Annotated in this window: 13 protein-coding genes; 11 read left to right on the top strand and 2 right to left on the bottom strand. The window is 61.8% G+C overall.

The genetic code is table 11. From position 1 onward, the window contains the following. The first annotated feature begins 98 nt into the window (after window positions 1–98). Complete coding sequence (locus VL202_RS08180; RefSeq protein WP_325463632.1) at window positions 99–257, top strand: hypothetical protein; 159 nt, start codon at window positions 99–101, stop codon at window positions 255–257. A 97-nt stretch (window positions 258–354) separates the two neighbouring features. Here VL202_RS08180 and VL202_RS08175 read toward each other — a convergent pair whose 3' ends face one another. Next, a complete protein-coding gene (locus VL202_RS08175; protein WP_325463631.1) occupies window positions 355–1161 on the bottom strand; it encodes an undecaprenyl-diphosphate phosphatase in 807 nt (268 codons plus the stop codon). Between the two features lie 178 nt (window positions 1162–1339). On the opposite strand from VL202_RS08175, the gene VL202_RS08170 reads away from it, so the two are divergent. The 10 genes from VL202_RS08170 (at window position 1340) to VL202_RS08125 (ending at window position 13370) form a co-directional block, all read left to right on the top strand. Beyond that, the gene (locus VL202_RS08170; protein WP_112409262.1) at window positions 1340–2032 is read left to right on the top strand and encodes a glutathione S-transferase family protein; all 693 of its coding nucleotides are present in this window, start codon (window positions 1340–1342) and stop codon (window positions 2030–2032) included. A gap of 60 nt (window positions 2033–2092) precedes the next feature. Further along, window positions 2093–3253, top strand: a complete 1161-nt coding sequence (gene queG, locus VL202_RS08165) for a tRNA epoxyqueuosine(34) reductase QueG (protein WP_325463630.1) — start codon at window positions 2093–2095, stop codon at window positions 3251–3253. Then, entirely contained in the window at window positions 3253–4125 is an 873-nt protein-coding gene (locus VL202_RS08160; RefSeq protein ID WP_325463629.1) for an SDR family oxidoreductase, read from the top strand. Before queG ends, VL202_RS08160 begins: the two co-directional genes overlap by 1 nt. 468 nt (window positions 4126–4593) lie before the next feature. Next, window positions 4594–4956 (top strand): septal ring lytic transglycosylase RlpA family protein, encoded by a 363-nt coding sequence (locus VL202_RS08155; RefSeq protein ID WP_414692822.1) that lies wholly within the window; start codon window positions 4594–4596, stop codon window positions 4954–4956. Window positions 4957–5188: 232 nt separating this feature from the next. Then, the gene (locus VL202_RS08150) at window positions 5189–6478 is read left to right on the top strand and encodes an RsmB/NOP family class I SAM-dependent RNA methyltransferase (protein ID WP_325463627.1); all 1290 of its coding nucleotides are present in this window, start codon (window positions 5189–5191) and stop codon (window positions 6476–6478) included. 292 nt (window positions 6479–6770) lie between these two features. Then, window positions 6771–8051, top strand: coding sequence for an imelysin family protein (locus tag VL202_RS08145; protein ID WP_325463626.1), 1281 nt, complete (start codon window positions 6771–6773; stop codon window positions 8049–8051). A gap of 204 nt (window positions 8052–8255) precedes the next feature. Then, window positions 8256–9761, top strand: coding sequence for a di-heme oxidoredictase family protein (locus VL202_RS08140; protein WP_325463625.1), 1506 nt, complete (start codon window positions 8256–8258; stop codon window positions 9759–9761). Beyond that, window positions 9761–10894, top strand: coding sequence for an imelysin family protein (locus tag VL202_RS08135; protein WP_325463624.1), 1134 nt, complete (start codon window positions 9761–9763; stop codon window positions 10892–10894). Before VL202_RS08140 ends, VL202_RS08135 begins: the two co-directional genes overlap by 1 nt. A 226-nt stretch (window positions 10895–11120) precedes the next feature. Further along, on the top strand, window positions 11121–12107 hold the full coding sequence (locus VL202_RS08130; protein WP_325463623.1) for a magnesium transporter CorA family protein: 987 nt from the start codon (window positions 11121–11123) through the stop codon (window positions 12105–12107). 165 nt (window positions 12108–12272) lie between these two features. Next, a complete protein-coding gene (locus VL202_RS08125) occupies window positions 12273–13370 on the top strand; it encodes a DUF1513 domain-containing protein (RefSeq protein ID WP_325463622.1) in 1098 nt (365 codons plus the stop codon). A 7-nt stretch (window positions 13371–13377) separates the two neighbouring features. Here the strand turns inward: VL202_RS08125 and VL202_RS08120 are convergent, their stop codons facing one another. Beyond that, window positions 13378–13914: a GNAT family N-acetyltransferase gene (locus tag VL202_RS08120; protein WP_325463621.1), complete on the bottom strand. Its 537-nt coding sequence runs from the start codon at window positions 13912–13914 to the stop codon at window positions 13378–13380. Window positions 13915–14107: the final 193 nt, after the last annotated feature.

The following is a 14107-nucleotide window of genomic DNA, read 5'->3' as shown; positions in this document are numbered from 1 at the left end:
ATAACGACGGTGCCAGCGCCTAGACAGCAGCCGCGCCGCATCGTTCGGTTGAGAGACCGGCCGGCGCCATCACATTCATCTTGAGAGGCACTTTTTCCATGGGTAAATCGATCGCGATTTTCTTTGCGTGCGCGGCACTTATCGTTCTGGCTGGGTCGTTCGCCGCACCGAAGACGGTTGCCAGCAACCACAGCTGCGCGCCGGCCTATGGCGTCGATCCCTGCACGACCGCGTCGATCGGATCACTCGACAAGTAAGACATTTCCGTCCTTCACCGGGACGGTTCTCCTTTATGGCGGGGGCCAGGAACCGCGTGCATCCTTTCATCGGGATGCGCGCGGTTTTTTATTGCGCTCAGCCAAGCAACCAGAGGCCGACCAGGCCCGCCGTGCCGACAAGGATACGCCAGATGGCGAACGGCGCGAAGCCGCGGCTGGAGACGAAGTTCAGAAGCGAGCGCACGACGAACAGGGCCGAGACGAAGGCGGCGATGAAGCCTATGGCGATCAGCGAAACGTCGTCGAAGCTGAGCGCATCGCGGTTCTTGTAGAGATCGAGCGTGAATGCGCCGAGCATGGTGGGCATGGCGAGGAAGAAGGAGAATTCGGCCGCAGAACGCTTGTCGGTACCCATCAGAAGCGCGCCGGCGATGGTGGCGCCGGAGCGCGACGTGCCGGGGATCATCGCCAGGCACTGGAACAGACCGATCTTCAGGGCCAGCGAGGGTGGATAATCCATCACGTCGCGATAGATGGGTTTCAAAGGCATGCGATCGATCGCATAGAGAATGATGCCGCCGACGATGAGGACGACGCAGATCAGCATCGGCGTTTCGAACAACACGCTCTTGATGAAATCATGGGAAATGGCGCCGATCACGGCGGCCGGCAGGAAGGCGATGAGGACCGAGAGCACGAAGCCCCGTGCCTTGGCGCTGGACGGCAGGGCAAGCGCGATCGACAGCAGCCGCTGGAAATAGACGAGCAGGATCGCGAGGATCGCGCCGAGCTGGATCAGGACGGCGAATGTGTTGCCGGGCGATTTGAAGCCGAGGAAATGACCGGCGAGCAGAACATGCGCCGTCGAGGACACTGGGATGAACTCCGTCAGGCCTTCGATGAGGCCGAGGATAAGCGCGCTGATGATCGATTGATCGGCCATGAAATTAAGTATCCCTGAAGCATTGGAGGTTAGGGTCTGGACCACCGAAGGGCGTTGGCTGATTCGCTTGTGTTTGCGGCAGCAACTTCCTATAGCTTTTTCAAACGCGCCGTGGCCAGACGAAACCTGTGCGCCATAACCGTTCCCTCCCAATCGAACTGACGAAAACCGATATCCGATGCCGACACTCTATCACCACCCCATGTCCACAGCGTCCCGGTTCGTTCGCCTGATCCTTTCGGAATACGGCTATCAGACGGAACTGGCCGAGGAGCAGCCCTGGGAGAAGCGGCGCGATTTCCTGACCCTCAACCCGGCCGGAACGCTGCCCGTCTATGTCGATGACAGCATGCGCGCGCTCTGTGGCGCCACGGTGATCTCCGAATATCTCGACGAGACCAACGGCGTCCTGAAGCGCGATCGCCGGCTTCTGGCCGAGGATCCCTTCCAGCGTGCGGAAATCCGCCGGCTGGCTGAATGGTTCCTGCAGAAGATGGAGGCCGACGTGACGCGGCCGCTGGTGCGGGAGCGCATTTTCAAGCTGCAGATGACGCCGGATCAGGGCGGCGGCGCGCCGGATTCGAAAGTGCTGCGCACCTCACGCTCGAACATCCGCCAACATCTGAAATATCTCGGCTGGCTTGCCGGCTCGCGGACCTATCTGGCTGGCGACCGGCTTTCCTATGCCGATCTCGCCGCCGCCGCAGCCATCTCTGTGCTGGATTATCTCGGCGAGATCGACTGGTCGGAAGTGCCCTCCGTCAAGGATTGGTACCAGCGGCTGAAGTCGCGCCCGTCCTTCCGTCCGCTCCTGGCCGAGCGCGTGCGCGGCGTGACGCCGGTGTCTCACTACGCCGATCTGGATTTCTAGGACATGATGCCGAAAGACGCCGAGGCGCTTTCGACTCTTGCTCAGTTTTAGGAGATGTCCGTGCCTGGCGATGCCCTCCATGAGGAGAAGCAGGACAAGAAACGGCGGACGCTGACCAGCTTCCTGAAGGACGAGGCCCGGCAGAAGGGGTTCGACGTCTGTCGCGTCACGCTGCCTGATTCCATTCCGCGCGCGCCGGAGCGGTTGACCGATTTTCTCGCGCAGGATTTCCACGGGACGATGGACTGGATGGCCGAGACGGCGGAGCGCCGGGCCGATCCGCGCGTGCTGTGGGGCGATGTCCGCTCCATCGTGCTGTTCGGCATGAACTACGGGCCGGACGAGGATCCGCGGGCGCTTCAGGATCGGCCGGACCGTGGCGCCATTTCCGTCTATGCCCGCAACCGCGATTATCACGATCTGATCAAGGGCCGGCTGAAGGAGATCGCGACGCGTTTTGCGGCGCGGGCGGGCGAAGATGTCAAGGTCTTCGTCGATACGGCACCGGTGATGGAAAAACCGCTCGCCGAACAGGCGGGTCTCGGCTGGCAGGGCAAGCACACCAATCTCGTCAGCCGCGAATTCGGTTCCTGGCTGTTTCTCGGCAGCCTGTTCACTACCGCCCAACTGCTGATCGACACGCCTGAGCGGGATCATTGCGGCTCCTGCCGCGCCTGTCTCGATGCCTGTCCGACCGATGCTTTTCCAGGCCCCTACCGGATCGATGCGCGCCGCTGCATTTCCTACCTGACGATCGAGCACAAGGGGTCGATCGACCCGGAGTTGCGCCCGAAGATCGGCAACCGGATCTATGGCTGCGACGACTGCCTGGCCGCCTGTCCCTGGAACAAGTTTGCTGCCACCGCTTCGGAAATGAAGCTGCAGGCGCGTGACGACCTGAAGGAGCCGCAGCTCTCCGATCTGCTGGGGCTCGACGATGCGACGTTCCGGACGTTCTTCTCGGGCTCGCCGGTCAAGCGCATCGGCCGCGACCGCTTCGTTCGCAACTGTCTGATCGCGGCGGGAAATTCGGATGACACCACGCTGCTTGAGCCATGCCTGGCGTTGGCGCAGGATGCGTCCCCCGTCGTCCGGGCGATGGCGATCTGGGCTCTGTCGCGCCTTATGCCCTCTGGCGATTTCAAGCAATTTGCGGCAAGACGGCAAAGCGAGACCGATTTGGACGTGCTCGCCGAATGGAAACTGGCAGGGGTGGTCTGATGCATGTTCTGGTTCTCGGTGCCGGTTTTTCCGGCAAGGCGATCGCAAAGGCTTTCTTGCCGCTGGCGCAGTCGATCATTGGCACCACCCGCTCGGCCGACAAGTGCGCCGCCATCGAGTCCACGGGGATCGATGCGCTCGTCTACGATGGCGTGACCATTTCGCCGGAGCTTGCGGCTGTCATGCAGCGCACGACACATCTGATCCAGTCGATCGCGCCCGGCCGCGACGGCGATCCGATCATGCGTGCGGACGCGCCGCCGCTGCTCGACCTGATGCCGAACCTGGAATGGGCGGGTTATCTCTCGACTGTCGGCGTCTATGGTGATCATGGCGGCGCCTGGGTGACGGAGGATGCCTCGCTGGAACCGGTCTCGGCCCGTTCCGTCGAACGCGTCGCTGCCGAACAGGCATGGCTTGCTTTCGGGCGCGACAACAATATCCCGGTCGCCGTCCTGCGCCTCTCCGGCATCTATGGCCCCGGCCGCAACGCTTTCTGCAACATCGCCGCCGGCACGGCGCGCCGGCTGGTCAAGCCGAACCAGGTTTTCAATCGCATCCGCGTCGAGGATATTGCCGGCGCCGCGCTGTTTCTGTCGGAACGGTCGATGGGCGGGATCTTCAATGTCACCGATCACGAGCCGGCGCCGCCGCAGGATGTGGTGCTGGAAGCATCTCGGCTGATGGGTGTCACGCCGCCTCCGGAAATTCCCTTTGAAACCGCCGAGCTTTCGCCGATGGCGCGCTCCTTCTATGGCGAGAACAAACGCGTCTCCAACGCCCGACTGCGAGACGCCGGCTATGTCTTCCGTTTCCCCGACTATCGGATTTCGCTAGAGGATTTGTGGGGGAATGACAGCTGGCGGGGATGATCTGTCAAGTAAATCGGCGCTGGAATAGTGTCCGGTTTTTTCACGAAAGTCTCGTGCATTCGCCTGTTAATATAACCGGACTTCTCCAGTTCTTGCCTGCCCGCAACGGAAGATCATCCGTTTTTATTCTTCTTTTAGAATGCAACCTATGCGCGACTGGCTGTTTCTTTAGCTTCCAAATCCGCCGGATTTAGCCAATTTCAAAAAATTGAATCGCTTTTTATATGCGCGTGCCCGTTCGGGAAAGTGTCGGCTGGCCGTTTTCGGTTAACGACTGATTCCAAAGCACTTCTGCGGATTTGTGACAGTCATTGAAGATTTCGTAATTTTAATTTTTTGCAGATCGTCAATAATTCCTAATCCAAGGTTAAAGGTTGAAGCACTTTTTCGCCATTTTTGACGGTGACAAGCACACCCTTCGTAAGACTTGACTAAATTTCAAACGAAGGGGTCATCTGTTTGATCAAGATGAAAATCACTTCTGCTGCGCTGGCAGCAGCGTTTGCCGTGGGGGCAACTCTTACATTCGTGACACCAAGCCAGGCAGCCGGAAAAGGCTGTGGCGGCGCTTCCTGGTACGCCCTGTCGTCGCGCACGGCATCGGGTGAGCGCATGAATGCTTCCTACCTGACCGCCGCCCACCGCAATCTCAAGTTCGGCACCAAGGTCGCCGTCACCAACAAGCGCAACGGCAAGACGGTTGTCGTTCGCATCAACGATCGTGGCCCTTTCATTCGCGGCCGTGTCCTCGATCTCTCCAAGGCCGCCGCTTCCCATATCGGCATGATCCGTTCGGGAACCGCCAGCGTCTGTTATCGCGTTCTCGGCTAAGCTGAAACACGTTCGTCTGGATCTTGTTCCGGCCGACTTCGATCTGGGTGATCGGAAGACCACCGGTTTTCCCTACTGCATAATTGTTACAGCGGCCTTTGCGGGTCATATTTGACGCGCGGCGCTGTAGCGCTCACGCCTCGCAACTGGTCAGCAATCGTCAAGCGCCGGCACTGCCGGCTTGCTCTTGACGTCCATCACCGCTACCACGGCGGAAAATGGAGTTTGAAAGATGCGACTGGGTGGCAGGCTCGCCGGAGCCATTGAGGTTCTTGCCGATATAGAGACGCGCAAGCGTCCCGTAGCCGATGCCCTCAAGGATTGGGGGCTGGCACACCGCTTCGCGGGGTCCGGCGACCGGGCGGCAATCGGCAATATCGTCTATGACGCGCTGCGGATGAAACTGTCGCATGCCTTTCTGATGGACAGCGACAGCGCCACGGCGCTCGGCCACGCGGTGATGTTCCGCCAGTGGGGCGTTTCGCCGGACCGGCTGGCAAAGGAACTGGAGGGCGACAGGTTCGCCCCCGAGCCCCTGACCGAGGCGATGATTACAGCTTTTTCCAGCCGCAGGCTCGAGGATGCGCCGCCGCATATACAGGGCGACATCCCCGAATGGGTGCAGCCGTCCTTCGAGGAGAATTTCGAGGATGAGTGGCTGGCCGAAGCACAGGCGCTGGCTGGCCGGCCGGCGCTCGACCTGCGCGCCAATACACTCAAGGCATCTCGCGACAAGGTGTTGAAGGCGCTCGACCGCAGTGGCGTCCAGCCGACCGCGATCGCCCGCAACGGCGTGCGGGTACAGGCGGGCGAGGGGGCTTCGCGCCTTCCCAACGTTACCGCCGAAATCTCCTTTGAAAAGGGCTGGTTCGAAGTCCAGGACGAGGGGTCGCAGATCGTCGCCGATCTCGTCATGCCGAAGGAAGGCGACCAGATCTTGGACTATTGCGCCGGCGGTGGCGGCAAGACGCTGGCCATGGCAGCCGCCATGAACAACAAGGGCCAGATCCACGCCTATGACACCGACCGCAAGCGGCTTGCCCCGATCATCGAACGCCTGAAGCGGGCGGGCACGCGCAATGTCCAGGTCCACGACCGGCTGGAAGGCCTGAAGCCGCTTGCCGGACGCTGCGACCGCGTTCTCGTCGATGCGCCCTGCACCGGCACCGGCACCTGGCGCCGCCGCCCGGACACCAAATGGCGGCTGACGCAGAGGAATCTCGACGAGCGGCTTGGCCAGCAGCGGGAGGCGCTTGCCGGTGCCGCAACCTTCGTCCGTCCCGGCGGTCACCTGATCTATGTCACCTGTTCGATCCTGCCGCAGGAGAACGAGGCGCAGGTCTTTGCCTTCTGCGAGGAAAACCCCGAATTCGAAATCCTGTCGGCCGCCGACGCCTGGGCCGACCTGTTCGGCACCGACAAGCGCCAGCCCTGGTCGGCGGACATGAAGAGCGTGACGCTGACGCCGGCCTCGACCGATACGGATGGCTTCTTCTTCTGCATGATGGGCCGCAAGGGCTGACAGGGCTTTTCGTATACGATTTCGGATTTATGAGTCCGAAATCACCGCAGCCCAGATTTCCGCTGGAAAGTGCGCGGTCATCCGGTGGGTAAAGATGGGCTCCGGCATGAGGGGGGCCTGCCCTCCCACATTGAAAATGTTCTAAACTATACGCTTTGACACAAGTTTAGTTTTGGTTCATGAAAACCGGGCTGAATAGCCACGCCCACATCCCGGGCAGCGCGGCTCGCGCGACGGGGATTTCGGGCGGCGGGGAACACCGAATCCATTCGGAAAGACATCAGGAGAGGTCATGACCACATCATTCCTTCGCAGTGCCGCACTGGCGCTGGCCACCGCGACGTCCTTGCTGGCCTTGCAGCCGGCGCAGGCGGCCACCGACGCGGCCGCCGTCGTCAAGCATTATGCCGAGGTCGCGCATGCGAAATACAGCGATGCGCTATCGACGGCGGAAGCGCTCGACAAGGCAATCGAGGCGCTGATCGCGACACCGAGCGAAGCGACGCTGAAGGCTGCGCGCGACGCCTGGCTGGTTGCCCGCAACCCCTACCAGGAGACCGAAGTCTACCGTTTCGGCAACCCGATCGTCGACGAATGGGAAGGCAAGGTCAATGCCTGGCCGCTGGACGAAGGCCTGATCGATTATGTCGATCCGAGCTATGGTGCCGAAAGCGACGAGAACGCGCTGTTCACCGCCAATGTCATCGCCAACACGTCGATCAAGATCGATGGCAAGGATGTCGATGCGACCAGCATCACGCCGGAATTCCTGTCGGGCACCCTGCAGGAAGCCGGCGGCATCGAGGCGAACGTCGCCACCGGCTATCACGCCATCGAATTCCTGCTCTGGGGCCAGGACCTGAACGGCAACGGCCCGGGCGCCGGCAACCGCCCCCATACCGACTATGACACCAAGGCCTGCACCAACGGCAATTGCGACCGCCGCGCCGCCTACCTGAAGGCTGCCAGCGCTCTCCTGGTTTCCGACCTCAAGGAAATGGCCGCCAACTGGGCGCCGGATGGCGCCGCCACCAAGAATGTCGAGGGTGACGCCAAGGCCGGCATCGCCGCCATCCTGACCGGCATGGGCTCGCTGTCCTATGGCGAACTGGCCGGCGAGCGCATGAAGCTCGGCCTTCTGCTGCATGATCCGGAAGAAGAGCATGATTGCTTTTCCGACAACACCTACAACTCGCATCTGCACGACGCGATCGGCATCCAGGCCGCCTATCTTGGCGACTATACCAAGGTCGACGGCACCAAGCTGACCGGCCCGTCGCTCTCCGAACTCGTGGCCGCCAAGGACCCGGCGCTCGACAAGGAAATGAAGGAGAAGCTGGCGACGACAGTCGCTGCGATGCAGGCAATGGCCAAGCGCGGCGACACGGTCGAAAAATACGATCAGATGATCGCCGAGGGCAATGCCGAGGGCACCGCTGTCGTCCAGGCTGCCATCGACGGCCTCGTCGCCCAGGCCAAGACGGTCGAGCGCGTCATTGCGTCGCTGGATCTCGGCACGATCGAGCTTGAAGGTTCCGACAGCCTGGATGATCCTAACGCTGTCTTCCAATAAGCACGCAAAGGCGGGCTGCCACGAAATGGTGGCCCGGTTTTCTGAATGAAAACTTGGGGCTTTCCCCGTCTGGTCCTGCCGCTCGCCGCCGCACTCTGTTGCACGGCGGGCGGCTTTTCCGTTTGGGCTTCGGGGGCGAGTATCGAGTTTGACGCGGCTCACACCCATCTGTCACCGCGTGACATCTCCCCCCTCGAGGGGGGGATGCGCGACAGGGCAGAGGGGGGTAAAGCCCCCGCAAGCACCGAAAGCCGCGTGGACGATCTGGAATTCTCGCGCACCGACCTGTCCGAAATCGACCGCAAGCGCGTCGCCGCCGTCACCCGTCCGACGTCCAATTTCACCAGGGCGGAAAAGTTCGAGGCCATGGCGGGTGGGGCCGGCACGTCGATCGCGTCGGCCAATCAGGACAGCTTCTCCCAGTTTTCCGCCAATATCAGCTTTGCCGAGGAAGAAAGCTTCAAGCTCGGCAATGCGCTGTTTCGCAAGCTCTGGGTTTCCTCGCCTTCCTCGACACAGGCATCGGACGGGCTGGGGCCGCTCTACAATGCCCGCGCCTGCCAGACCTGCCATCTGAAGGATGGTCGCGGTCATCCGCCGGAAGGGGCAACTGACGCGACGTCGATGTTCCTGCGGCTGGCCCGGCCGGCGGCGACGGAAGCCGAGCGGCAGGCGATCGTTTCGCATACCGTGCTGAACTTTCCTGACCCCGTCTATGGGGCACAGTTACAGGATAGCGCGGTGCCCGGCCTTCCCGCCGAAGGCCATATGACGATTACCTATACCGAAAAGACGGTGACGCTCGCCGGCGGGGAGGCAGTGTCGCTGCGCCAGCCGCAATATGCGATCGAGGGGCTGGGCTACGGGCCGCTCGATACCGCAACGACGCTGTCGCCGCGTGTGACGCAGGCAATGGGCGGGCTTGGGCTGGTCGAGGCTATTCATTCCGCCGATATAATCGCCAACGCCGATCCCGATGACCGGGACGGCGACGGGATCAGCGGCAAGGCGTCGGTGGTGCGTGATCCGCAGTCCGGACAGTTGGTGCTGGGGCGATTTGGCTGGAAGGCGCAGACGGCCTCGGTTCGTCAGCAGGCGGCGGAAGCTTTGGCCGGCGATATCGGTATTTCCTCGCCCGCTGTCGAGCGCAATCATGGCGACTGCACGGCTGCGCAGGCCACATGTCTGTCGATGGCCGATGGCGTCCAGGCGCGGCTGGGGGATACGGAGGCGCCGGATCCGGTGCTTGGCCTCATCACCTTCTATTCGGAAAACCTGGCAGTACCCGCCCGCCGCAAGGCGAGTTTTCCGGAGACGCTTGATGGCAAGAAGGTCTTTTATGATAGCGGCTGCATTTCCTGCCATGTCCCCAAATTCGTCACCCGCCGCGATGCCGGCAACAAGGCGCATGCGTTCCAGTTGATCTGGCCCTATTCCGACTTTCTGCTGCACGACATGGGCGAGGGGCTTGCCGATGGCCAGCAGGTGGGCGAAGCCTCTGGCAGGGAATGGCGCACGCCGGCGCTTTGGGGTATCGGTTTGACGAAGGTGGTGAGCGGGCACACGTTCTTTCTGCATGACGGCCGTGCGCGCAACCTCACGGAAGCCATTCTCTGGCACGGTGGCGAGGCGCTAAAGGCCCGCGACCGCTTTGCCGCTCTCGAAAAAGCCGATAGGCAAGCCTTGATCACATTCCTGGAGTCCCTTTGATGCGCCATCGGCCCACAGTGCTTCTAAGCCTCATCCTGTCCGCCACGCTGTCCTTTTCCGCTTTTGCCGAGGATGCCGAAGACGCTCCACCGCCGCGCGCCAGCCTGAAGCAGGAAGCCGTGCCCGGCGTCATGGAAAAGGCCGTCGACGATTTCATCCGTCCTGGCTACCGCGACCTGATGGAAGGGGCCGAATCGCTCGCCGAGGCCGCGCATATGCTGTGCGAGAAGCCGTCGGAGGAGACGCTGGGCGATGTCCAGATGACGTTCGACGAGGTGGTGCAGCAATGGTCGACGATCGAGATCGTTCGCGTCGGGCCGGTCACCGAGGGCAATCGCTTCGAACGCTTCCTGTTCTTTCCCGACCGCAAGAGCACTGGTCTGAAACAGGTTCAGCGCATTCTGGCGGCGAGCGACGAGACCGCGACATCGGCGGAAACGCTGAAGGGCAAAAGCGTCGCGACGCAGGGGCTGGGTGCGCTGGAATATGTGCTCTACGGCACCGGGGCGGAAGTCTTGGCCACGGAGAAGAATGGCTTTCGTTGCCGCTACGGCACAGCCATCGCCGACAATCTGAAATCCATCGCCACTGAGCTGAGCGCCGAATGGGAAAAGCCAGATGGCATCCAGGCGGCCTGGAAGAAACCCGGTCCGGACAATCCGCTCTACCGTGACGGCAAGGAAGCCGCGACCGAACTCCTGGGCATCCTCGTCCACGGCGTCGAAAGCATTCGCGACCAGCGGTTGCGACCGTTCTATGCCGGCATCATCAAGGGCGAGCCGGACAAGGGCCATCCGAAGCTGGCGATCTACTGGCGCTCGGGCAACACGATGCCGGCTTTGTCGGCGAACTTCCTGGCGCTGCAGACGCTGTTCAATACCGCCGACATGCAAGCGCTGCTCCCGAAGGAGGACCAGTCGGTGGTCGGCGCGGTCAACTACGTGCTGCAGGCGATCGTCGATGATGCCGACCAGATCGATCTGCCGATCGATGAGGCCATCGCCGACGATGAACAGCGGGCGCTTTTGAACCGCATTTTGCAGAACACCAACGATGTGTTGCAGCGCCTGAACCTCGATTTCGGCGCGGCGATCGGGCTGACTTCGGGCTTCTCGTTTGCGGATGGCGACTGAGCGGGCCAGGCCATGGCGGGGCGACATTCCGCGCTGGTCAAGCGGTTGACAGGACAGTGATATTGGCGCAATGGGTCGGTCGTGTTCCCAGCGAACACGGCCAAACAAGGATCACCTGATCATGAACCCCGACAGTCGAAGTATCTCTTCGATTTTTTCGACCGTCTGGCCCTGATAGCAAGGGGTGCCGCTGGCGGTCGATAGACTTGCCAGATTGGAACCCGATATGCTGCGCATCTACAAAAGCCAGAGCAACCAACTCGTCCTCATCGACGCCATGGAATTGGCCGAATCCTCTCCGGTCGTATGGTTCGATCTGTTCAATCCCGCCCAGGACGAAACACGCGTCGTCGAGCAGCATCTCGGCATTGAAATCCCGACCCGTGACGAAATGCAGGAAATCGAGCTTTCCGCCCGCCTCTACCAGGAGGACGGCGCCGAGTTCATGACCATGACCGCCGCCACCGAGCTGGACGGCGATTACCCGGTCAAGGTTCCCATCACCTTCATCCTGAAGGGCACGATGCTGGTGACGGTGCGCCATGCCGATCCAAAGCCGTTTCACATCTATGCGGCCCGGATGCAAAAGCTGAACGGTGCCTCCTGCGAAACCGGCGAGTTGACCATGATCGGCCTGCTCGAAGCCGTGATCGACCGGACGGCGGATGCGCTCGAGCGCGTCGGCAACGAGGTCGACGGCATCTCGCGCGAGGTGTTCCGCAAGACCAATGCGACGGTGACGAAGAAGACCCGCGACCTGCAGTCGCTGATCGAACAGATCGGCCAGAAGGGCGATCTGCTGACAGTCATCCGCGAAAGCCTGGTCAGCGTCAGCCGCCTGGTTGCCTATCACACGGCGCTCGACGGCATCGGCACCCGCAAGGCGATCAAGGAAAGCCGCCAGCGCGTCAAGCTGATCCAGCGCGATGCGGCGTCGCTCGGCGATCATGCGCTGTTCCTGTCGAACAAGATCAACTTCCTGCTCGACGCGACGCTGGGGCTGATCAACCTCGAGCAGAACCAGATCATCAAGATCTTTTCGGTGGCTGCCGTCGTCTTTCTGCCGCCGACGCTGGTTGCATCGATCTACGGCATGAATTTCGAGATCATGCCGGAACTGAAGTTTCAGTTCGGCTATCCGATGGCGCTTGGGATGATGGTGCTGTCGGCCTTCCTGCCGTTTCTCTATTTCAAGCGGCGGGGCTGGCTGTAGCTCTGAAAAGAAGATGTGCTATAGGGGCACCGTGGCGCTTCTTCTTGCGCCGCCAAAGACTGAAGTTCACGCGAAGGACTTCGCGTGGCTGGGTTCCTGTGACGAGCACAGGAATGACGGAGGACGAGTAAGGCGCCGCGGCCCCGCAAAGACGGTATCTTCATCATGAAGCAAAGCACATCGATAGGCCCGATCCTGACCGACCGTCGGGATTTCCTGAAGATGGCCGGGGCTGCCTGGGTTGCGACGCTTGCACCGCAGGCGGCTTTTGCGCTGTCGCGCGCCCAGGCCATCTATGCTTCCGGGTTCCGGTCGCCCGATGGCGCCTATGGCGTGGCGATGCTGAGCGAGGAAGGTGCGATCATTGACCGCGTCGCGCTGCCGGCCCGCGCCCATGGTTTGACCTATAGCCCGGTTTCCAATCGTGCCGTCGCCTTTGCCCGCCGTCCGGGGACGTTCGCGATGATCCTTGCGCCGGATGGCAGCATAGAGCCGGTCGTCATTACCTCGGTCGAAGGTAGGCACTTCTACGGGCATGGCTGCTTTTCCGCCGACGGGCGTCTGCTCTATGCGACGGAAAACGACTTCGACGACAATCGCGGCATGATCGGGGTCTATGATGCGACTGATGGCTTTGCGCGGATCGGTGAGTTCCCGTCCTACGGCATCGGGCCGCATGACATGACGCTTGGCGCCGATGGACAGATGCTCGTCGTCGCCAATGGCGGCATCGAGACGCATCCGGATTTCGGCCGCACCAAGCTCAATCTCGACCATATGGAGCCGTCGCTGGCGCTGATCGATACGCGGGCCGGCAGCCTGATCGAACGGCATGTCATGCCGGCCAGATTGCGCCAGCTCTCGACTCGCCATGTCGATATCGACGCTGACGGCAAGATCTGGTTTGCCTGCCAGTACGAGGGCGCGCGCAACGACCTGCCGCCGCTTGCCGGTTCCTTCTCCGTGGGCGAGGATATCCGTTTCCTCGACCTGCCCGAGGAGGTGACGCTGGCGCTTGCCAATTATGTCGGCGCCATCGCCGTCAATCGTCGCGACGGGCTCATCGGCCTGACATCGCCGAAGGGCGGGTCGGAAGTGACGGTCGATGCGAGGACGGGCAAGGTTTTGCGGCAGGCAATCTTGGCGGATGCGGCTGGGATCGCGCCGGCGGAAAACGGCTTCGTCGCCTCGTCCTATGACGGACGGTTTGGCGGGACGAGGAGCGACGTGGCCTGGGACCAGCATATTGTCCGCCTCGGCTGAGCGGGGATCAGATGTCGAGAAGCCGTTCAAGGTCTGGCCAGACATAGGCAACCTGCTCATGATCGCGACTGCCGACGCGGATCGTTGACCGGGCAGCCGCAGTGGCACCGAGATGTTCGTAAAATCCCCGATTGGCGTTTTCCGCAAGCACCCAGGCGAAAAGGCCATCTGCGCCCTGGTTCCGGCAGTCCGTGGCGGCTGCCTTGACCAGTGCCTTGCCGAGGCCGATTCCCTGAGCGGCCGGGCGAATGTAGAGTGAATAGAGTTCCATCGTGGCGGACGACGCCGACCCTCGGGCAGGCCCATAATTGGCAAACCCGATCAGGCCGTCGGTATCCACGCCAGCCTGATAGCCAACACCTGCAATGCCCATGCGGCGCGTGTGGCGCATCATCTGATCCTGCTCGCTCATGCCGGCAAGAAAGGCGTCATCGATGATGCCGCGAAAGGTGTGCCGCCAGGTTTCGACGAGAATTTCGCCGATCATGGGCAGGTCCTCGGCGTCGGCAAGGCGAATGCGGAAGTTCTGGTTCATGAGGGTCATATGGGGGCGAAGGAGTGCCTGCGAAAGGCAGGCGGATGTTGCAGACTGGACTTGGGAGCGTCCGGCTCTACCTCCGTCGCATGAACCGTATCGTCATCCATATTCTCTTCGTCGCCGGCGTTCTGGGCTGCGGCCTGCTCATCGGCATCAACAACATCCCCGGCGAATGGTACCAGTCGCTGGCCAAGCCCTC

Origin of the sequence: Pararhizobium sp. (assembly GCF_035497515.1) — a bacterium.
GTDB lineage: Bacteria > Pseudomonadota > Alphaproteobacteria > Rhizobiales > Rhizobiaceae > Pararhizobium.
Note: the sequence above shows the minus strand (reverse complement) of the source record. Positions and strands in the feature narration are given on the sequence as shown.